This window comes from Rhodoplanes sp. SY1 (assembly GCF_046000175.1).
Lineage (GTDB): Bacteria > Pseudomonadota > Alphaproteobacteria > Rhizobiales > Xanthobacteraceae > Rhodoplanes.
This window is the reverse complement of the sequence record NZ_JBEOMB010000044.1, coordinates 1-20,370: the sequence shown is the minus strand read 5'-3', so window position 1 is coordinate 20,370 and position 20,370 is coordinate 1. Positions and strand designations below refer to the sequence as shown.

22 protein-coding genes are annotated in these 20,370 nt (G+C 69.7%); 6 read left to right on the top strand and 16 right to left on the bottom strand.

Annotation, left to right across the window (positions count from 1 at the left end; translation table 11 throughout):
- The first annotated feature begins 123 nt into the window (after positions 1–123).
- From ABTU92_RS12485 to ABTU92_RS12470, 4 genes are all read left to right on the top strand, one after another.
- Positions 124–1,491: a TrpB-like pyridoxal phosphate-dependent enzyme gene (locus ABTU92_RS12485; RefSeq protein WP_408091037.1), complete on the top strand. Its 1,368-nt coding sequence runs from the start codon at positions 124–126 to the stop codon at positions 1,489–1,491.
- 475 nt (positions 1,492–1,966) lie between these two features.
- Positions 1,967–3,685, top strand: a complete 1,719-nt coding sequence (locus ABTU92_RS12480; protein ID WP_408091035.1) for a DEAD/DEAH box helicase — start codon at positions 1,967–1,969, stop codon at positions 3,683–3,685.
- Between the two features lie 19 nt (positions 3,686–3,704).
- Complete coding sequence (gene infA, locus ABTU92_RS12475; protein ID WP_111360226.1) at positions 3,705–3,986, top strand: translation initiation factor IF-1; 282 nt, start codon at positions 3,705–3,707, stop codon at positions 3,984–3,986.
- Between the two features lie 94 nt (positions 3,987–4,080).
- A complete protein-coding gene (locus ABTU92_RS12470; protein ID WP_408091033.1) occupies positions 4,081–4,464 on the top strand; it encodes a hypothetical protein in 384 nt (127 codons plus the stop codon).
- Between the two features lie 295 nt (positions 4,465–4,759).
- On the opposite strand, the gene ABTU92_RS12465 is transcribed toward ABTU92_RS12470, so the two are convergent.
- On the bottom strand, positions 4,760–4,969 hold the full coding sequence (locus ABTU92_RS12465; protein ID WP_111357322.1) for a cold-shock protein: 210 nt from the start codon (positions 4,967–4,969) through the stop codon (positions 4,760–4,762).
- A gap of 646 nt (positions 4,970–5,615) precedes the next feature.
- On the opposite strand from ABTU92_RS12465, the gene ABTU92_RS12460 reads away from it, so the two are divergent.
- Both ABTU92_RS12460 and draG read left to right on the top strand, forming a co-directional pair.
- Complete coding sequence (locus ABTU92_RS12460) at positions 5,616–6,437, top strand: NAD(+)--dinitrogen-reductase ADP-D-ribosyltransferase (protein WP_408091031.1); 822 nt, start codon at positions 5,616–5,618, stop codon at positions 6,435–6,437.
- Between the two features lie 8 nt (positions 6,438–6,445).
- On the top strand, positions 6,446–7,420 hold the full coding sequence (gene draG, locus ABTU92_RS12455) for an ADP-ribosyl-[dinitrogen reductase] hydrolase (RefSeq protein ID WP_408091029.1): 975 nt from the start codon (positions 6,446–6,448) through the stop codon (positions 7,418–7,420).
- 163 nt (positions 7,421–7,583) lie between these two features.
- Here the strand turns inward: draG and ABTU92_RS12450 are convergent, their stop codons facing one another.
- The 15 genes from ABTU92_RS12450 to nifE form a co-directional block, all read right to left on the bottom strand.
- Entirely contained in the window at positions 7,584–7,880 is a 297-nt protein-coding gene (locus ABTU92_RS12450; protein WP_408091027.1) for a ferredoxin family protein, read from the bottom strand.
- A gap of 55 nt (positions 7,881–7,935) precedes the next feature.
- Entirely contained in the window at positions 7,936–9,240 is a 1,305-nt protein-coding gene (locus ABTU92_RS12445) for an FAD-dependent oxidoreductase (protein WP_408091025.1), read from the bottom strand.
- 13 nt (positions 9,241–9,253) lie between these two features.
- Complete coding sequence (locus ABTU92_RS12440; protein ID WP_408091023.1) at positions 9,254–10,357, bottom strand: electron transfer flavoprotein subunit alpha/FixB family protein; 1,104 nt, start codon at positions 10,355–10,357, stop codon at positions 9,254–9,256.
- Between the two features lie 34 nt (positions 10,358–10,391).
- Positions 10,392–11,273 carry an electron transfer flavoprotein subunit beta/FixA family protein gene (locus ABTU92_RS12435; RefSeq protein ID WP_408091104.1) on the bottom strand — a complete coding sequence of 294 codons (882 nt, stop codon included), beginning with the start codon at positions 11,271–11,273 and terminating at the stop codon, positions 10,392–10,394.
- A 103-nt stretch (positions 11,274–11,376) separates the two neighbouring features.
- A complete protein-coding gene (gene nifW / locus ABTU92_RS12430) occupies positions 11,377–11,721 on the bottom strand; it encodes a nitrogenase stabilizing/protective protein NifW (protein ID WP_408091102.1) in 345 nt (114 codons plus the stop codon).
- A 2-nt stretch (positions 11,722–11,723) separates the two neighbouring features.
- Entirely contained in the window at positions 11,724–12,914 is a 1,191-nt protein-coding gene (nifV, locus tag ABTU92_RS12425; protein ID WP_408091021.1) for a homocitrate synthase, read from the bottom strand.
- Between the two features lie 11 nt (positions 12,915–12,925).
- Positions 12,926–14,110 carry an aminotransferase class V-fold PLP-dependent enzyme gene (locus ABTU92_RS12420; RefSeq protein WP_408091019.1) on the bottom strand — a complete coding sequence of 395 codons (1,185 nt, stop codon included), beginning with the start codon at positions 14,108–14,110 and terminating at the stop codon, positions 12,926–12,928.
- A gap of 22 nt (positions 14,111–14,132) precedes the next feature.
- Positions 14,133–14,426: a NifU family protein gene (locus ABTU92_RS12415; protein ID WP_408091017.1), complete on the bottom strand. Its 294-nt coding sequence runs from the start codon at positions 14,424–14,426 to the stop codon at positions 14,133–14,135.
- Between the two features lie 13 nt (positions 14,427–14,439).
- Positions 14,440–14,760, bottom strand: coding sequence for a HesB/IscA family protein (locus ABTU92_RS12410; RefSeq protein ID WP_378477182.1), 321 nt, complete (start codon positions 14,758–14,760; stop codon positions 14,440–14,442).
- 490 nt (positions 14,761–15,250) lie between these two features.
- A complete protein-coding gene (locus ABTU92_RS12405; protein ID WP_408091015.1) occupies positions 15,251–15,946 on the bottom strand; it encodes a nitrogen fixation protein NifQ in 696 nt (231 codons plus the stop codon).
- A 4-nt stretch (positions 15,947–15,950) separates the two neighbouring features.
- Positions 15,951–16,256, bottom strand: coding sequence for a ferredoxin III, nif-specific (gene fdxB, locus ABTU92_RS12400; protein WP_408091013.1), 306 nt, complete (start codon positions 16,254–16,256; stop codon positions 15,951–15,953).
- 45 nt (positions 16,257–16,301) lie between these two features.
- Entirely contained in the window at positions 16,302–16,784 is a 483-nt protein-coding gene (locus ABTU92_RS12395) for a NifX-associated nitrogen fixation protein (protein WP_170145828.1), read from the bottom strand.
- 16 nt (positions 16,785–16,800) lie between these two features.
- Positions 16,801–17,292 (bottom strand): nitrogen fixation protein NifX, encoded by a 492-nt coding sequence (gene nifX / locus ABTU92_RS12390; RefSeq protein ID WP_408091011.1) that lies wholly within the window; start codon positions 17,290–17,292, stop codon positions 16,801–16,803.
- Positions 17,261–18,652 (bottom strand): nitrogenase iron-molybdenum cofactor biosynthesis protein NifN, encoded by a 1,392-nt coding sequence (gene nifN / locus ABTU92_RS12385; RefSeq protein WP_408091009.1) that lies wholly within the window; start codon positions 18,650–18,652, stop codon positions 17,261–17,263. Before nifN ends, nifX begins: the two co-directional genes overlap by 32 nt.
- Before the next feature lie 3 nt (positions 18,653–18,655).
- Complete coding sequence (gene nifE, locus ABTU92_RS12380; RefSeq protein ID WP_408091007.1) at positions 18,656–20,242, bottom strand: nitrogenase iron-molybdenum cofactor biosynthesis protein NifE; 1,587 nt, start codon at positions 20,240–20,242, stop codon at positions 18,656–18,658.
- Positions 20,243–20,370: the final 128 nt, after the last annotated feature.

Below are 20,370 nucleotides of genomic sequence, written 5' to 3'. Positions count from 1 at the left end.
ACCCCGGTCGCGAGCTGACGCTCGCGCCCGACCCTCTCCCCACGGGAGAGGGTGACGGAGCGAACCGGCAGGCTCTCACTTCGGACAGCCGGCCCGACCATCAACCCCGAAAGACCCGAACGCATGACCGACACCTACAAGTTCCTGCTGCCCGAGAACCGCATCCCGCGGGCGTGGTACAACATCGCGGCCGACCTGCCGGCGCCGCCGCCGCCGGTGCTGCATCCGGGCACGGGCAAGCCGATCGGCCCCGACGATCTCGCCGCCATCTTCCCGATGGAGCTGATCAGGCAGGAGGTCGCGACCGAGCGCGAGATCGAGATCCCGGAGCCGGTGCGCGAGATCTACAAGCTGTGGCGGCCGGCGCCGCTGCATCGCGCGGTGCGGCTCGAGCGCGCGCTCGATACGCCGGCCCGCATCTTCTACAAGTACGAGGGCGTCTCGCCGGCCGGCAGCCACAAGCCGAACACCGCGGTGGCGCAGGCCTTCTACAATCGCGAGGCCGGCATCCGGAAGCTCGCGACCGAGACGGGCGCCGGCCAGTGGGGCTCCTCGCTCGCCTTCGCCGGGTCGATCTTCGGCCTCGAGGTGAAGGTCTACATGGTCAAGGTCTCCTACAATCAGAAGCCCTATCGGCGGGCCCTGATGGAGACCTACGGGGCGACCTGCATCCCGAGCCCCTCGATGGAGACGGCGGCCGGCCGCGCCGTGCTGGCGCAGAACCCGGACTCGAACGGCAGCCTCGGCATCGCCATCTCCGAGGCGGTCGAGGTCGCAGCCCAGAACCCCGATACCAATTACGCGCTCGGCAGCGTTCTCAACCACGTCGCCCTGCATCAGACCGTCATCGGCCTCGAGGCGATCGAGCAGATGGAGATGGCCGGCTTCTGGCCCGATGTCGTCATCGGCTGCGCCGGCGGCGGCTCGAACTTCGCCGGCATCGCGTTCCCGTTCCTCGGCAAGAAGCTGCGCGAGGGCAAGGACGTGCGGGTCGTCGCGGTGGAGCCGGCGGCGTGCCCGACGCTGACTCGCGGGACCTACGCCTACGACTTCGGCGACACCGCGCATCTCACCCCGCTGATGAAGATGCACACGCTGGGCTCCAGCTTCATGCCGCCCGGCTTCCACGCCGGCGGCCTGCGCTATCACGGCATGGCGCCGCTGGTGAGCCACGCCAAGGAGCTCGGCCTGATCGAGGCGAAGGCCGTGCACCAGAACCCGTGCTTCGAGGCCGGCCTGTTGTTCGCCCGCAGCGAGGGCATCGTGCCGGCGCCTGAATCGACGCATGCGGTCCGCGCCGCCGTCGACGAGGCGCTCGCCGCCAAGGCCGAGGGCAAGCCGCGCACCATCCTGTTCAACCTGTCCGGCCACGGCCATTTCGACATGCAGGCCTACACGGACTACCTGTCGGGCAAGCTGGAGGACCGCGACTACGACGCCGCAGCTCTCGAGGCCTCGCTCGACGCCCTGCCGAAGGTGGCGGCGGAGTAGGACGAGGAGCGGCGCTGTAAAACATGGCACGGCGCCCGCGCTCCTTCTCCCCGCGCGCGGGCAGAAGGTCGGGATGAGGGGGCTTTGCAGCAGGGCAGTGACTCGCGGAAACGCCCCCTCACCCGGATTTCACGCCCGACGGCGCGAAATCCGACCTCTCCCCGCACGCGGGGAGAGGTTAAGACGAGTACGCCCTGCAATCTTCGGACGCACCTAACAACCGCAAGCTGCGCGCCCCTCTCATTTTACCGCCGACCAAGCTTGAATTCCGCGACGAAATGGATCATATAGACGGCAGAGCGGATTGACCGACCTCCGGTTGGTCCCCCATGGGCCGCGTGAACGAAACAATCAACGGTTTCGGCCCGATCCGCCACCCGAAGGCAGCCCAGACCACGCGGGATGTCCCGTTCATCCGCTGCACGCGGCGCGCCAGAGCTGCGCCCGGGCCCTATCGCAGAACAGAAAGCACCCTTTGACTTCCTTCCAGGGATTTGGACTGGCCGAGCCGATCGCTCGCGCCCTCGTCGACGAGAACTACGTCACCCCCACTCCCATCCAGGCCCAGACGATCCCCCTCGCCCTCCAAGGGCGTGACGTGATCGGGATCGCCCAGACCGGCACCGGCAAGACCGCCGCCTTCGCGCTGCCGATCCTCGACCGCCTGCACACCGACCCGAAGCCGACCATCCGCAAGAGCTGCCGCGTCCTGGTGCTCAGCCCGACCCGCGAGCTCTCGGGCCAGATCCTCGACAGCTTCCGGGCCTATGGCCGCCACATGAAGGTCGCTTCCGACCTCGCCATCGGCGGTGTCTCGATGGGCCGCCAAGTGCGCGCCGTGCTGCCCGGCCTCGACGTGATGGTCGCCACCCCGGGCCGCCTCCTCGACCTCGTGAACAGCAACGCCCTGCGGCTCAATGCCGTCGAGGTGCTGGTGCTGGACGAGGCCGACCGCATGCTCGACATGGGCTTCATCCACGACATTCGGAAGATCGTGTCGAAGCTCCCGAAGGATCGGCAGACGCTGTTCTTCTCGGCCACCATGCCGCAGCAGATCGCCGAGCTCGCCGCCCAAATGCTGCGCGACCCGGCCCGCGTGTCGGTGACCCCGGCCGCCTCCACGGCCGAGCGCATCGACCAGCGCATCGTCCATGTCGACAAGGCGGCGAAGCCGCAGATCCTCGCCGAGGTGCTCGCGAGCGAGCCGATCGACCGCTGCCTCGTCTTCACCCGCACCAAGCACGGCGCCGACAAGGTCGTCCGCGGCCTCGACAAGGCCGGGATCGCGGCCGCCGCCATCCACGGCAACAAGTCGCAGAACCAGCGCGAGCGCGTGCTGGCGGCGTTCCGCACCGGCGAGGTGCGGATCCTGATCGCCACCGACATCGCGGCCCGCGGCATCGACGTCGAGGGCGTGTCGCACGTCGTCAACTACGACCTGCCGAACATCCCCGAGAGCTACGTCCACCGCATCGGCCGCACCGCACGGGCCGGCGCCGAGGGCATCGCGATCTCGTTCTGCGACAGCGAGGAGCTGCCGTTCCTGCGCGACATCGAGAAGCTGATTCGCTTCGCCATCCCGGCGACCGACCGCCGCACCGGCGGCCGTCCGCTGCCGGCCTCGCGGTCCGGCCAGCAGGAGGCGCGCGGCCGCAACGGCGGTGGGTCCCGCAGGGGCGGCGAGTCCCGGCCCGACGGGGAGCCGCGCCGCGCGAGCGGCGAGACACGCCGCGACGGCGGCCGTGGCCGCATGCCGGATCGCGACCGGAGCCGTGGCGAGCAGCCGCGGCGGGAGCGTGACGAGGCGACCCGCGCGGCGCCGCAGCATCCGCACCGCGAGCCCCGCGAGGCGGGCCGCCGGTCGGATCGCCAGCCGGAGAACCGGCACCGCGGCCAGCAGGCGCAGCCGAATCGCGACCACCAGGCGCAGCCGCAGCGCACCCGTTCGTACGATCCGCGCGCCGAGCGACCGGCCGTGCAGGGCCAGCAGCGCCCGAACGGCCAGGACAAGGGCGGCCGGCCGCATCGCAACGGCGGTCACCACCCGGCCCCGGTGCGCGTCGGGGCGCCGCTCGCCGAGCGTCCGGCCCAGCGGACCAGCGGACCCGCCGTGGAGGCCGCGCTCGATCAGGTGGCGTTCCTGCGTCGGGGCACGCCGGGCCGCCGCGACACCGGACACAGCGTCGAGCGCTGAAATTCATCGGAGCACAGCGATGGCGAAAGAAGAGCTGATCGAATTCGAGGGACTGGTCACCGAAATCCTGCCGGACACGCGCTACCGGGTGACGCTGGATACGGGCCACGAAATCATCGCCTACACGGCCGGCAAGATGAAGAAGAACCGCATCAAGACGCTCGCGGGCGACCGCGTGATCGTCGAGATGTCGCCCTACGACCTCGAGAAGGGCCGGATCATCTTCCGTCACAAGGAGGCCAACTCCGGCCCCGGTGGCGCCCGCCGACCGCCGCAGCGTCAGCAGTTCCGCCGTCGCTGATCCGTCGCCGCCGGTCTCCCGGCGGCCCTGACCGCCACGGGGCGGCCGCGTGCCGTTCCGCCGCGGCGTCCGGGAGGGGGAGAAAGGCAAGACCATGCGACTGTTCATGTTCGAGTCGGAGACCGCGAGCGACCTGCGGGCCTTCGCGGGCGACTCCTCCGGCAGCAAGCTCCCCGAGCGGCTCGGCCCGTGGCTCTCGACCGGGGTCGTGCGGCCGGACCGCGATCCGCCGCACAAGCTGTCGCGGACCGCGATCGAGAAAGCGATCGCCTCGGCCGGCTACCAGCTCTTTCGGATGAAGCCGACCGAGGCGGCGAGCGCCGCCAAGACGGCCGCCAAGCCGGGCGCCAAAGCCCCCGCGGCAAAGCCGGCCGCCGCCAAGACGACTGTCTCCAAGCCGGCGGCGAGCGCGGTCACGACCAAGAAGGCGCCGGCCAAGCCGGCCGCCGCGCGCAAGCCGGCAGCCGTGAAAGCCTGACGGCGTTCGGGGCGACGCCGCGTCCGCACCGCACGGTCGAACGTCGACGGCATCACCGTCGACGCGACGTCCCGCGGCGCGACATCTCGGCGCGTTGCTTACAGTGAAACCGGTCGGGCGAGCCGGGCAGCGGCCCGGATCGGCCCCCCCCCCCAAAAAAAACGGCGCAGCCGAATGGCAGCGCCGCGACGAGGCACGAGAGCGTCGCGCAAGCTGGCGCCGACAAAGCCCTCGAAGAGAATTCGGGCCGACTTACGAGAAAGCCCGCCGAGGCGGGCTTTCGGGCAGTGCAGGCTCAGACGGCCCGAAGCTGGTCGGCCGAGCTCTTGCCCGTACGACGGTCCTGGGTGAGCTCGTAGGACAGCTTCTGGCCTTCACGCAGATTGGTCATGCCAGCGCGCTCGACGGCGCTGATATGAACGAACACGTCCTTCCCGCCATCGTCCGGCTGGATGAAGCCGTAACCCTTCTGCGCGTTGAACCACTTCACGGTGCCAGTGCTCATGGACGTCCTTTCGACTGACGAGCAGGTCTAGGTCCGCGGACAGCGAGCCGCCCGCGGCGGGTTTCTCGAGTGTTCAGTCAGATCTCGTCGGTCAGTCGCAGGAACGGGGCCCGCATACATGGCCAAGTCGTTCGGCCGAAACTTCGATCCAATCTGATTATCATGACTTGAAACGGGCACAATCCGTCGCCCGCCGGTTCGGCAAATTTTTTTCGCGACGCCCCCTGTTTAGGCATGCCGCCGAATTGGGCTCGGCCGCGCAGGGGCAATCCCATTTCGCCAAGCAATGACAGATCACCGAAAGCGTATGGTTTTCGATTGATCGGTTCCCATGGAAGCACCTCCGTCACGCCCTGTCGTTACATTATTCACCGCTCCCGATCGTCTCCGTCGCGGCCGTGTCGCGGCTCGAGTCGCGGCTCGCGTCGCGACCCGCATCACGCCGCGCGGATGAGGGCCAATGCGGATCTTGACCGAGATCAGGGCGCGCGCCCGACGCCATGGCTCATGAGGCGAAACCCGGCGGCTCGCACCCCCGCGACCGTCCGCTGCCGACACGTACCCGATCGCATCTCGACCCACCCCCCGCACCGGCCGTCCCGCGACAGCGGTATCCGCGGCCCGACACTTGCAAGGACGAAGGCGAATGCCGGGGCGCAGCTTTCTCGGACACTCGACCAATCTGGTCGGCCTGCCGACCGATCTCGTCGCGAGCTGCGCCTTCAACGAGCACCCGGTTCCGTTGCGGATCTCGGGGGTGCGGGAGATGAACCGGAGCCTGTTCGAGATGCTGTCGCACGCCCCGGACCTGCCCGACGCCGGGATCGCCTTCGCCAGCTACATGATGGCGATGTTCGGTCTCGACCCGGAGCAGCAGGAGCCCGAGCCGGACGGCCGGCCGCGCGGGCCGCGCCGCTACCGCTCGTCGTTCCTGCGCCTGATCAAGGGCTGGGGCTACGATTCGAACAGCCCGGAGGGCGCCGTGATGAAAGGCTGGGTGGAGAGCCGCTTCGGCATCTTCCCGACCTTCCACAAGCAGATCATCGACCGCACCACGGGCGACGGCTGGACGACCTATGTCGAAGAGAAGATGTCGAGCCGATTCCACAACAACGCGATCTTCACCCAGCTCGACCTCGTCTACGAGTTCTGCCAGTGGGCGCTCGCCACCATGGTGGCGCCGGGCAAGAGCCACGTGACGCTCTATCGCGGCGTCAACGATTTCGACGAGCATCAGATCGTCGAGCGCGCCGACAAGCGCAACGCCGTGGTGCGCATGAACAACCTGGCCTCGTTCACGTCGGAGCGCGACGTCGCCGACTGCTTCGGCGACATCATCCTGACCGCGCAGGTGCCGGTGGCCAAGATCGCCTTCTTCAACACGCTGCTCGCCCGCCATCCGCTCAAAGGCGAGGGCGAGTATCTGGTGATCGGCGGTGATTATCGCGTGAAGGCGAGCTACGTTTAGGATCAGGCATGCTGGCACCGACCCTGGACGACCGGGCGCTCGGCGCCTTCCTGGGTCTCGCCGTGGCCGACGCGCTCGGCGGCACCGTGGAGTTCATGACCAAGGGTGAGATCGCCACGCGCTACGGCGTGCACGATCGCATCGTCGGCGGCGGCTGGCTGCGGTTGGCCGCCGGCCAGGTCACCGACGACACCGAGATGGCGCTGGCGCTCGGCCGCTCGCTGATCCGCAAGGAGACGCTCGACCTCCAGGATCTGTGCGAGGAGTTCGCCCGCTGGCTGCGCTCCGGGCCGATCGACGTCGGCAACACCTGCCGGCGCGGCATCCGCCGCTTCCTCACCGAGGGCTCGGTGCAGGGGCCGTTCTTCGACGGCGACGCCGGCAACGGCGCGGCGATGCGGCTCTTGCCGGTCGCGCTCGCCACGCTCGGATGTCCGGAGATCGGCGCCGAGTGGTGCGTCGCGCAGGGCCGCACCACGCATCACCACCCGTTGTCGGACGCCGCCTCGCTGACGCTGCTGACGATGCTGCACCGGCTCCTCGCCGGCGCCCGGCGCGACGAGGTTCGCGACATCGCCGACGCGCTCGTCGCCCAGCATCGCGGCTTCCGCTACGAGGTCTCGCCGGGACAATCGAGCGCCTATGTGGTCGACACGCTACGCACCGTGCTGCACTTCTACTTCACCACGACGACGTTCCAGGAGGCGGTGGTGAAGACCGTGAACCAGGGCGGCGACGCCGACACGACAGGCGCCATCGTCGGCATGCTGGCCGGCGCCACCTACGGGGTCGACGCGATTCCCGCGAGCTGGCTCAAGCGGCTCGACCGCGAGGTCGCGGTCGAGATCCGCAACCAGGCGCCGCGGCTCCTCGGCATCGCCGCGACGCTGCGGGCCAGGGCGGCTCATCCGCCGCGCGAGCCCGCCGCGCCGGAGCTGCCGACGCCGCTGCCGTTCGCGCCGGCGAACAAGCCGCGGCCTTAGCCACAGGACTCGGGCCGTAGGATGGGCAAAGGCGCGGCAGCGCCGTGCCCATGCAGTCGATGTGATCAGCTCGAAGCGTCGGCGCGAGACGGCGTGGGCCCGCCGCGTGCCGCGGCTTTGCCCACCCTACCAGGCTCCAGCTTGTGAGAACCGCGTCCGCGCCTCAGCCGAACTTGAACAGCACGCCGTAGCCGCCGCGCGGATAGGTCCAGGTGATGTCGCCATTGTCTTCGGCCAGCACCCGGCAGGTGCCGCATTCCATGCAGCCGTCGTGCGCCACCTCGACCTGGCCCTTGTCGTTCTGCGTGTAGCAGTGCGCCGGGCAGACCTTCACCAGCGCCAGCAGCTCGGGCGACGGCGTCTCGTGCGGCTTGATGGTGATGTGCGGGTTGCCGGAATCGACCCGGTAGCGGTTCTGGTAGAGCTTGTCTTCCACCTTGACTTCGGGCTCGGTCGTCATCGGGCGCCTCCGGGTGCGAGTGGGGGTACGAAGGTGGTCGCGTCGGTGATCGAACTCATCGCCACGCCCGCGCGATCTTGACGACGTCGCCCACCAGTCCGGTGAGCGAGCGCGCCGCGAGCACGGACTTGAAGGTCCGCTTCTCGGCCTCGATCTTGGGCGTGCCGTCGACCCGCACGAAGTTCTCCATCGCCTTGGCGACGAGCTGCGGGTAGGTCAGGAAGAAGTTCTGGGTGTTGTGGTGGAGGAGCCCGGGAAGGTCCTTGTACTTCTTCAGGTCCTTCATCACGAACGACTCGGTCAGGCGGGTCCGGTAGAGCGCCAGGTTGCGCTTGGTCGGCTCGGCCCCCTGCTGCTTCAGGTCGGCGATCGCCTCGCCCGCCATCTGGCCGGAGGCGAGCGCGAGGTTCGAGCCCTCACGATGCACCGCGTTGTTGAGCTGGGCCGCGTCGCCGCACACCACCCAGCCGTCGCCGGCGAGCTCCGGCACGGCCCGGTAGCCGCCCTCCGGGATCAGATGGCCGGCATACTCCTTCACCTCGGAACCCTCGATCAGCGGCGCCACGGAGGGATGCTTCTTGAAGTTCTCCAGCAGCTCGTAGGGCGCGTAGTTGTTCTTGGCGAAGTCCGACACCAGGCAGCCGATGCCGATCGAGATGCTCTCGCGGTTGGTGTAGATGAAGCCCATCCCGGCCATGCCCTTGGAGATGGTGCCGGCCGCCTCGATGACGACGCCCTCGTCGCCCTTCAGGTTGAAACGCGCCTCGATGGTCTCGCGCGGCAGGAAGTGCATCTCCTTGACGGCGAGCGCGACGTTCTCACGCTTCGGCCGCTCGCGCAGGCCGGCGCGGGTGCCGAGCAGGCCGTTGACGCCCTCGGCCAGCACCACGACGTCGGCGAAGACCTCGCCGTCGCGCCGGTCGGTGCGCACGCCGACCACCTTGCCCTTCGCGTCCTTCAGCAGCTCGAGCGCGGTCGTCTCGGTGAGCACGACGGCGCCGGCGTCGCGGACGTGGCGCGAGAACCAGCGGTCGAACTGCGAGCGGATGATGGTGTAGCGGTTCGGCCGCTCCTCGTTGAACTCGTCGTTGCGGTGATGCAGCCCGGTGTGTGACGTCTCGCTCATCATCCAGAAGCGCTGCTCGATCAGATGGCGCTCGAGCGGCGCGTCCTCGCGGAATTCGGGGATCAGCTTCTCCACCTGGGCCGCGTAGAGGATGGCGCCCTGCACGTTCTTCGAGCCGGCATACTCGCCGCGCTCGAGCTGCAGCACCTTCAGGCCGCGCTTGGCCATCGTGTAGGCCGCGGCGTTGCCGGCCATGCCGGCCCCCACGACGATCGCGTCGAACTTCTCGGTCATGGCGCGGTTTCCCTCAGCTCGCGATGCGATCGCGGATATGGGCCGACAGGCGGTGACGGAACGCCTCGGTGAGCTGCGGCAAGAGATGCAGCGCGTCGGTGACGACGCCGATATGGGCGAAGTCGAAGATCGGCGCGTTCTTGTCGGTGTTGATGGCGACGATCAGGTCGGCCCCCTCGACGCCGACCCGATGCTGGATCGCGCCCGAGATGCCGGCCGCGATGTAGAGCTTCGGCCGGATGGTCTTGCCGGTCTGGCCGATCTGCCGCTCGGCCGGCTGCCAGCCCTTCTGCACCAGCGGGCGCGAGCAGCCGTACTCGGCGCCGAGCACGGAGGCGAGCTGGGTGACGAGCTGGAAGTTCTCCGGCGAGCCGAGGCCGAGGCCACCGGCCACCACCACGTCCGCATAGGCGAGGTTCGACTTCGCCTGGTCGCGGTCCGGGATGAACTTCAGCACCTTGGTGACGATGTCCTCCTCGGCCATCGCGAGCGGATGCTCGACGAGGCGGCCGAGCGGGCGCTCGACGCGCTCCGGCATCGGCATCACGCGCGGCCGGATGGTCGCCATCTGGGGCCGGAAGTTGAGCGTGTAGATGGTGCACAGGAGCGAGCCGCCGAAGGTCGGGCGGGTCGCGGCGAGCGAGCCGTCGGGGTCGACGTCGAGGGCCGTGCAGTCGGCGGTGAGGCCCGTTGCCAGCGTGGTCGCCACCGAGCCGGCGAGGTCGCGGCCGAGCGTCGTCGCACCGAGCAACAGGATCTCCGGCTTGAAGGTCTCGACCGCCTCGGTGAGCGCCTTGGTGTAGGGATCGTTGCGGTAGTCGGCGAAGACCGGGTTGGTCACCGTGTAGACGAGATCGGCGCCGTAGCAGGCGGCCTCCTGGGCGGCCGCGAGCGTCGCCTCGCCGGGCGGCCCGATTATCACGCCGGCGAGCTCGACCTTGAGCTTGTCGGCGAGGATGCGGCCGGCGCCCATCAGCTCCCAGGAGACCGGGTGGACGTGCCCGCGCTCCTGCTCGATGAACACCCAGACGTGCTTGTGATTCCGGAACCGCTCCGGCAGCTCCTTCTTCATCGAAGCGCGGCCACCGGCGGCGGGGGCGGGTTTCTGCTCGGCCATCGTGGTCTCCGGATCGGGTTGAGGGTGCCGCTGGTCAGTAGCCGCGGGCGAGCGTGGTCAGCTCTTCCTCGAGCGTCGGGCGATGCGCGAACAGCGCGTCGATCAGCGTCTCGGGCAGCAGCGTCTTGTGCTGCTCCTTCGGGGTCGCCTTGAGCTGGGCCTGCGACACCTCGATGATCTTGGCCTTCTCGGAGCGCGGCGTCGGCGCGAACACGCGCTTCACCACGGTCGGCGAGCCGCGCAGGCCGCAGCGCGTCACGTCCTCGATGCCGGCGTCCTTGGCGCTCCAGGTGACGATCTCGGCGCGGGCGGCGCGCAGCGCGTCGGGCAGCGAGCCGCGGCGGATCTCGTTGGTGCCTTCCAGCATGGTGATCAGGCAGGGCAGCGCGGTCTTGAGCGCCTGGACGCCCCCCTCGGCGCGGCGCTCGACGTCGATGCTGCGGCCGGCGAGGTCGAGGGCCGAGACCTTCGACACGTAGGTGAGCTGGTTGAGCCCGAGCCGCTTGGCGATGCCGGGGCCGACCTGGGCGGTGTCGCCGTCGATCGTCTGCTTGCCGGTGAAGACAATGTCGACGGGCTCGTAGGTCTCGCCGATCTTCTTGATCGCGGTGGCGAGCGCGAACGAGGTCGCCAGCGTGTCGGAGCCGGCGAAGAACCGGTCGGTGAGCAGCACGGCGCGGTCGGCCCCGAAGGTCAGCGCCTTGCGCAGGCTCTCCTCGGCCATGGGCGGGCCCATGGTGAGGATCGTCACGGTGCCGCCGTGCTGGTCGCGCAGGCGAAGCGCCTCCTCGACCGCGAACAGGTCGTAGGGGTTGATGATGGTCGGCACGCCCTGCCGCATGATGGTGTTGGTGACCGGATGGACGCGGATCTGCGCCGAGTCCGGGACCTGCTTGATGCAGACGACGATGTGCATGGCGGTCTCGCTCACGTGTGGGTCGGGGCCGGTGTGATCATGTCCAGCCCGGCCCGGCTCGCTTGGTCTCGCCACGGCTCGGCGCGTCGCGCCGCGGCGCGGCTCACTTCAGATCGTCGAGAGGAACAAAGTTCTTCGGCGCCTTCGGCTCGACCGCCTCCTTCAGCACCTTGAACACGCGCTTCTCCAGCGGCGAGGAGGCGGCGAACTCCTCGTAGGCGCGCTCCAGCACGCTCTTGCAGCGGGCGAGCGCGATCATGTCGGGGATGCCGTCGAGCTCGTCGCCCGAAAGGTACTCGCCCATCCGCTTGAGGATGTGCAGGCGCGCGACGTTGACGACCTGAGGGTCGTAGGCGACGCCGAGGATCTGGAAGAACTCTTCCGCCGACTCGGCCTTCCGCAGCTTCGCCATCGCGTCCGGCACGACGACGCCGTGGTTTCCACACATGCTCATTGCAGCGCCTCCTCGACACGCCGGATCGGGGTCTTGACCTCGCGCCAGATGGCGCGCAGCGCGTCCTCGCCCACCGGCCCCTTGACAGCGACGGCCCGCTCTCGCACCCGCGCCAGGATGGCCGGCAGCTCGTGCTCCTCGGCCGGCAGGCGCAGTTCGGCGAGCGACATGGCGATCGCCGCCAGCCCCGAATGCTTGCCGATGGTGATGCGATGGGCGCGGCCGAGCAGGCCGGGATCGAGCGCCTGGTAGGTGCGGTGATCCTTCAGGAGCCCGTCGACATGGATGCCGGACTCGTGGGTGAAGATGTGGTCGCCGACGATCGCCTTGTCGACCGGGATCGGCCGCGCCGCGGCGGCCGCCACCACGGCGGCGACGTCGGCGAGCTTCTCGAACACGGCCCCCGTATCCCGCCCATAAAGCTGCTTGAGCGCCACCGCGACCTCCTCCAGCGGCGCGTTGCCGGCGCGCTCGCCCAGCCCCATCACGGTGACGGAGGCATGCGTCGCGCCGGCCTGCACGGCGGCGAGCGTGTTGGCGGTGGCGAGCCCGAGGTCGTCGTGGCCGTGGAACTCGATCTCGAGGTCGGTCGCGGCACGCACGGCCGAGACCAGCGCGCGGGTGGTGAAGGGATCGAGGACGCTGAGCGTGTCGGCGATGCGGAAGCGCCGGGCGCCGGCGGCCTTCGCGGCCGCCACCACCTGCGCCAGGAACGTCACGTCGGCGCGGGACGAATCCTCGCCGCCGACCGCGACCTCGAGACCATGCGCGCGGGCGTAGCCGACCACGTCGGCCAGCATGGCGAGGCCGGCCTCGCGGCCGCCCTTGATCTTGGCGGCGATCTGCACGTCCGACACGGGCAGCGACACGTTGACCATCGAGACGCCGGCGGCGAGCGCCGCGTCGACGTCCTCGCGGCGCATGCGGCACCAGGCGATGGCGGTGAGCGGCAGCTTCGCCTCGACGACGGCACGGATCGCCGCGATCTCCTGCGGGCCCATCGCCGGCGTGCCGGCCTCGACCTCGGGGACGCCGGCCGCGGCGAGCGCACAGGCGATCGCCACCTTCTCGTCGGCCGTGAAGGCGACGCCCGGCGCCTGCTCGCCGTCGCGCAGCGTCGTGTCGTTGAGGACGACACGGGGCGCACGACTGTCGGGCGTCGTCGGGGCGGCGACGGATCGGGTCATCGGTTCACTCCTCAGGCCGCGGGATCGAGGGCGTCGGCCCGCAGTTCGGCAATCACGTCGCTCACGCAATCGACGGTGCGTGCGATGTCGTCCGCCGTGGTGTCGCGCGACAGCGAGAAGCGCACGACGCCGCGGGCGAACCGTTCCGGCACGCCCATGACCCGCACCACGTGCGAGGGCTCGACCGAGCCGGCCGCACAGGCGGAGCCCGACGACACGGCGATGCCGCGGCGATCGAGCAGGCGCACGACCGCCTCGCTCTCGACCTCGGCGAAAGCGATGCTGGTCGTGTTGGCGACGCGAGAGTCTGGATCGCCGAGCACTCTTGCCTCGGCGATCCGGGCGAAAAGCCCGGCCTCCAGAGAGTCTCGCAACGCCGCGATCCGGGGGGTGTCGGACGGGAGCCGCTCGGCCGCCAGCGCACAGGCGGCGCCGAGCGCGACGATGCCGGGCACGTTCTCGGTGCCGGCGCGCCGACCCCGTTCCTGTGCTCCGCCGATCGTCTGGGCGCCGAGCCTCACGCCACGACGGACATAGAGCGCACCGACACCCTTCGGCGCGCCGAGCTTGTGTCCGGAGAGCGAAAGAAGATCAATCATCCTTTCGGCGACCCCCAGCGGCAGCCGACCGACCGCCTGGACGGCGTCGGTGTGAAAGAGCGCGCCGGCGGCCTTGGCCTGCGCGGCCAGATCGGCGACCGGAAAGATCGTGCCGGTCTCGTTGTTGGCCCACATGATCGAAGCAAGCGCAGTGCGCATCGACAGCGCCGCCGCGTAGGCGTCGCGGTCGATGCGGCCACGGCCGTCGACCGGAATCTCGTGCACGACGAGGCCGCGGGTCTTCGTCAGCGACGCGCAGAGCGTCTTGACGGCCGGGTGCTCGACCGCGCTGATCACGACCTCGCTGCGACCGGTCGTCGCGCCCCCTGCCCCGGCGGTCGCGGCGAGCGCGCCCAGGATCGCGAGCGAGTCGCTCTCGGTGCCGCCCGACGTGAACACGATCTCGTCCGCATGCACGGCGCCGACCAGCGCCCGCACCTGCTCGCGAGCCGTCGTCACGGCCGTCTTGGCGGATGCGCCGAAGGAATGCGCCGAGGACGGATTGCCGAAGACCTCGGAAAACATCGGCAGCATCGCCTCGAGCACGCAGGGATCGACCCGCGTGGTGGCGTTGTTGTCGAGGTAGACGGGGGTCATCGGGCGCCCTGCTCTCTCTGGTCTAAGCGGCCGGGACGACGCGGATCGGGAAGCCGAGCTTCGCCATCAGCCGGCCCTGCACGCCCTGGATCGTCACCGAGGCGAGGACGCAGCCGACGCAGTTGCCGGTCAGCTTCACATGGACGGTGGTGCCCTCGATCTTCACGAGCTCGCAGTCGCCGCCGTGCTTCTGGATGTTGGGACGCAGCTCGGCGACCGCGTCGGCGATGAGCTTTTCACGCAGCGCCGCGGCCGCGGCCGGATCGAGGACGGGCGGCGCAGCCGGGATCTCGGAGGCGGGAAGCGTTCCGTGCATGGGACCGCGCTCCTCAGCCGAACGACTTGCCGCAGGAGCAGCTCGACGCCGCGTTCGGGTTCTCGAACGTGAAGCCCTTGCCGGCGAGCGTCTCGGTGAAGCCGATGGTGAGGCCCGCGACGAGCGGCTGCGACTGCGGATCGACGAACAGCTTCACGCCGCCCGACTCGATCACGGCATCGTCGGGGCGCGGCGCGGCGTCGAGGCCGATCATGTACTTGTTGCCGGCGCAACCGCCCGTCTCGATCATCACCCGCAAGCCCGCGTCGGGCTTGCCGGCGCGCGACATCGCGGTCTTCACGGCGGCGGCGGCTTCGGTCGACAAGGTGATCATCTCGGGGGGCTCCTTCCAGCTCCGGCTGGAGGACCGATCAGCAACTGCCGTGCCAGCGCCGCGGACGCTCGAGATATGCCGACAACTCAACGGTTTCTGCGATCGCGCTGGACCCGCGGCGGCGCCCGCGTCGGCCCGCCGTCGCAAAGCCGACACGCCCTGCGGACGACGCATGTCGGGTTTGTCGCAAGCGCCGTCCTCGTCATGGCCGGGCGCGTCCCGGCCATCCACGTCCTGCGCGGCGCATGTCAGAAAGGACGTGGATGCCCGCGACGAGCGCGGGCATGACGGAGACCGGATGACGGGTGGCCAAGCTGTTCGCTGGCCACATGGTTCGAGACGCGCGACTGCATCGCGCTCCTCACCATGAGGGGAAGAGCCGTCGCCCGGATGGAGCGAAGCGCAGTCCGGGGTGGCCTCGTGGCCCGGCCTCCGCATTCCGCTGCGCTTCATGCGGGCTACGAGAGAGCGGGCTACGAGAGCACGCGCCTCACGACAGCGGCGGCGGCGCGTCGCGGCGGGCGCGGGCGAGGCGGCTCTCGCCGGTCTCCTCGCCGAAGCAGGCCTCGAAATCGGCGCAGTGCGAGCACACCGGCGTCGCACACATCACGAAGCCGTCGGTCTCGCACATGGTGCGATAGAAGAACCGCTTCCAGCGCATGTTGCGGGTGTTCTTCGCGGCGAGCGCGCCAAAATGCCGCTGCAGCAGCCGGGTCAGCTCGCCGCGGTCGCGCAGGCCCAGATCCTCCCACAGATGATTGGGCTCGACGGCGCGGCGGGCCACCATGGCGGCGAGCCAGCGGGCGTCCTCGTCGTCGCGGCTCGCATAGGCGCGCAGGAGGTCGTGCACCATCGCGACCTCGTCGTCGTGCGGCACCGTCTCGCCGTCGTCGGGACGCAGCAGGATGGTGGCGCCGGGAAAGCGGCGCCCGACCAGGCGCTTCAGCTCGGCCGCCGAGAGGCCGAGCCGCAGATGCACGGCGCCGCCCTCCGACGCCGCGACGGCGATCAGCGACGCGAACACGTGCGCGTCGAAGTCGTCGTCGTCGTGGATGCTGACCTCGGCCGGCCACCAGCCGGTGAGCCCGCGATAGATGGCGGCGGCGCTGCGGGCCCCGCAGGCCGCGTCGCGGCAGAAGCCGGGCGGGACCGGGCCAGCGTGGACGGGCGAGGCCGCGGGTGCCATGGCGTCAGGCCGCCGCGAGCGCGCCGGCCGGAACGTGGGTCTGGCAGTTCTTGGGGCAGACCCGGGCACAGGCACCGCAGCCGATGCAATTGCCGGCCTGGTGCAGCACCATCACCTTGCGGACGAACTCCTCGTCGTCATCGTCGTCGCCCGAGCAGGCGACCAGCTCGTCGTCGTCGTTGACCCCCATCAGGTTCATCACGTCGCGCGAGCACACCTTGAAGCAGCGGCCGCAGCCGATGCACTTGTTGCCGTCGATGGCGGTGATGTAGGCGGGCTCCCAGGGGCTGCCGTCGCGGGTCGTGAACATGTCGCTGTCTCCTTCGCGGCGGCGCCGCGCTGACGACGCGGCGCCTCAGGCGCGCGCGACCTCGGGAAATTTCTCGATGATGGCCGTGCAGGCGGCGACCTGCTTGGTGCCCTCGGCGGCGAGCGCCGCCAGGCTGTCGAAGCCGAAGCGATGCACGTCACGCAGATGCTTGGTGAGCACCACGAGCCGGCCGGTGGTGAGGATCATCCGGCCGAAGCCCTCGTGATGCATTTTCATCATCGGGCTGGCGACGAGTCCGGTGCCCTGCTCGATGGCCAGCCCGATGGCGCCGTAGAACTGCTCGATGCGCCACAGCACGTCGGGATCGGGGTCGCCCATGATCGGCATGGCGCGACGCTGCTCCTTGGTGACGATGTAGGCGGCGAGAATCTGCGCGTCGGACTTGCCGTCCCAGGCGCCGTAGGAGTCCTGCGCCCGGATCAGCCGGACCAGGCTCTGCAGGAACGGCGTCGCCAGCGCCTCGAGGTCGGCGACGGCCGGGTCGCGGGCCGTGGTGGTGTCGGTCATCGTGCGGGCTCCGGGCTCACTCGTCGTCGTCGACGAAGGACGGCTTGTCGCCGGCGAGGCCGGCATTCGCCAGCACCTTGCGCAGCCATGGGGGCGGTGCGCCCTCCAGCATCACGCGGGTGCGCTCCAGCACCGCGTCGATCGGCTGCGCCGGCATTTTGATGGGATGGATCTTGGCCGCCACCACCTTTGCCGCGGACGGCCCGCCGATGGCGACGCAGAACAGCAGGTGACAGCCCTTCAGCGCATCGACCTTCGGGGTGATGCGATCCTCGCCGTCGGTCTGGTGCTTGCCCTGCTCGTCCGACACGTCGTCGCACGTGATGGTCTCGACGTGAGTCCAGCCCTGCGCCGTCACGTCGTAGACCGTGAAGCAGCGGGCCGAGCCGAAATGGGCGTTCAGCCCCTTCCGGTCCTGGGTGGCGATCGCCACCCGCACGGCGCCGGCCGATCCGGCCGGTGCGGTTTCGTCCTGATCAATGATGCGCAACTTGCGAATGGCCGACATGGGTCTCTCCACGATCCCGGAACGGGTCGAGACTCTCGGGGGTGTTGATGCGCTGGTGCGCCTGGAAGATGTTCGCGGCCTCGATGATCTGGTCGCGAACGCCGTCGTAGAGAACGGTGCGGCGATGCTGGCTGCCGAGCCGATCGAAGATCGGGAAGCCGACCCGCATCAGCGGCACGCCGAGCCGCTCCTCGGCCTGGCGGCCGTGGCTGTGGGTGACGAGAAGGTCGCAGCCCGCAGCCCCGGCGAGCTGCTCGAAGTCGTCGAGATCGCCGACCGTGACGGTCTCGGCCGGCACGTGCTCGAGGATCGACGAATGCCCCGTGGTGGTGACGGCGGTGACGATCTCGGCCCCCATCCCGCCGAAGAAGGTGGCGAGCTGATAGAGATGATCGGGCTCGGCCGCGACGGCGACGCGCTTGCCGCCGAAGTGGAAGTGGCCGTCGAGCATCGCGTCCTGCAGACGGCTGCGGGCGCGGCGCAGCTTCGCCGGCACGGGCCGGCCGGAGATTTTCGACAGGAGCGCGACGAAGCGGTCGCTCGCCTCCAGCGCGCCGAGCGTGTCCAGCACCGTGAACGGCACGCCGCCGATCGCCGACAGCCGCTCCGCCGCGCGGCGCACGTGGCGGCCGATCGCGATGCAGTGAGCGGCGTCGCCGACGCCGCGGATCGCCTCGACGGTCGTGCCGCCATAGGTGGTCGGGATCCAGCGCCCCGGCACGGTGCCGTCGAGCGAGCCGGAGATGTCCGGCACGATCACGGGCTCGAGCCCGAAGCTCTCCACCGTGTCACGGATGTGGTCGATGTCGGCCACGGTGTGGTGCCAGCCCGGAAGGATCGCGACCTTGGTGGCGGAGCGCGCCGTCTCGGCCGCGACCGGCTGGACGAGGCCGTCGATCAGCGCCGCCACGGCCTTGCCGTAGCCCTCCTCGATCGAGCCATCGAAGTCCGGCGTGTGGACCAGCAGCACGTCGGTACCGGCGAGCTCCTCGGCCCGCTTCTGCTTGATCTGCTTGATGTCGCCCCAAAAGTCCTCGCCGCGGGTCTCGACCAGCGCCGTCGTGCACACGCCGATCAGCTTCGGCTTGGTGCGGTTCTTCAGGTTGAGCAGCGCCTCCTCGAGGTGATCCGCGCCGCCCAGGATCGTCGCCACCTCGTCCATGGCGGTGGTCTGGAGCGGGATCGTCTCCTTGAAGTGGCGCACGAACAAGACGAGTGCGAACGACGTGCAGCCCTGGCTGCCGTGGAACAGCGGCATCGCCTCGGCGACGCCGAGGAACGCAAGCGCCGCGCCGAGCGGCTGCGACGACTTCAGCGGGTTGACGCTGGCGGCCTTCTGATGGGTCGTCACCGTGGCCATGGCTCAGTCGTCCCCGATGTCGTCGGCTTCGCGGCCGACGAACTTCTTCCGATGATGGGCGAGATAGGCCGTATCGGTGCCGTCGACCCGGCTCTCGGCGAACTTCTTCCGGTGCCGGGCCGCGAAGGAGTCGTCGGGCTCGACCATGCCGGGGAGAGGTGAAGAGGTGCCCGTCGCGGGGAATCTCACCACGGCCTCGATCAGGTTGCCGTCGGCGTCCCACGGCGCGGGGGTGCGCACCTGCTCCCAAATCGGATTCCGGAGGGCGATGTCGATCTGCTTCACCAGCTCGACCATGCCGTCGTAGCCGCCGTAGGGATGGACGCGCTCCTGGTTGATGTCGAGCCAGGGCGTCTTGGCCTTCAGCGCGATGAACTGGGTGCGGCCGCCCGACAGCATGATGTCGGCTTCGTCGTCGGCCAGCATCTTGTAGAGGTCGCGCGGAGCCATCGACTCGAACATGTGCGGGTCTTCCCGCATCAGGATTTTTATGCGCTCGCGGTCCTCGGTCGTGGACTTCTTCACCGAGGTGCCGACGATATCCATGCCGACTTCCATCAGCGCGGCGACCACCGACCACGACTTGACGCCGCCGGTGTTGAGCAGCACGCGCTTGCCGGCGAGTCGCGCCTTGTAGGGCTCGAGCCGCGCGAAGGCGCGCGCCTCCTCCTCGGTCACCAGCGCCTCGGTGCGCTCGATCAGATCGGCCGGCGCGCCGCGCGCGACCAGGAGCTTCGCCATCTGGCGCAGCGACTCGGAGGTGTCGAGCACGCCGTAGAACGAGCCCTCGAAATACGGGATGCCCCAGCGCTCCTGCATCTGGCGGGCGAGGCCGACCAGCGCGGTCGAGCACACCACCATGGTGGCGCGCGCCGTGTGGGCCGCTGCGATCTCGGCATAGCGGGCGTCGCCCGGCACGCAGGCGCGCACCTTGATGCCGAGCCGGTCGAGTAGCGGCTTCACCTGCCAGAACTCGCCGGCGAGATTGAACTCGCCCAGGATCACGACGTCGGTCGGGCCGACGTCGTCCGGTTCGACCGTGCCGATCACGTGGTCTAGCAGCGCCTGGCCGGCGATCTTGTTGCCGAGGTTCTTGGAGCCGACGAAGCCGGCGCTCTGCACCGGGATGACCGGCACGCCGTACTTGGCGGCCGCCGCCTTGCACACCGCGTCGATGTCGTCGCCGATCAGCGCCGTGACGCAGGTCGCGTAGACGAACACGGCGGCGGGCTCGAAGCGCTGCTTGATCTCGCGGATCGCCTTGTAGAGCTTCTTCTCGCCCGTGCCGGTGACGATATCGAGCTCGGTCAGGTCGGTGGTGAAGGAGCGGCGCCACAGGTCCGAACCGGACGAGCCGGAGCCGCGATTGTCCCAGGAGTTGCCTTCGCAGGCGAGCGGGCCGTGGATCAGATGCGCCGCGTCGGTGACCGGCTGGAGCGCGATCTTCGCCCCGTCGAAGGCGCAGCCGCCGGCGGCGGCCCCGGGCGTGAGCGGCTTGGAGCAGCCCGCCTTGCGGTCCTTCTCGGACTTGGCCTGGTTCTTTCCGCAGGCCGGCTCCTCGAACAGCGCCTTGACCTTGTCCTTCAGCATCCGTCTCACCTCCCGGAGTGAGCCGCCGCGGTTAGGAGCGCCGCGGAGGAGTTTCACCTCTCCCCGCACGCGGGGAGAGGTCGACCGAGCGAAGCTCGGGCGGGTGAGGGGGCGCCTCCGTATCCACG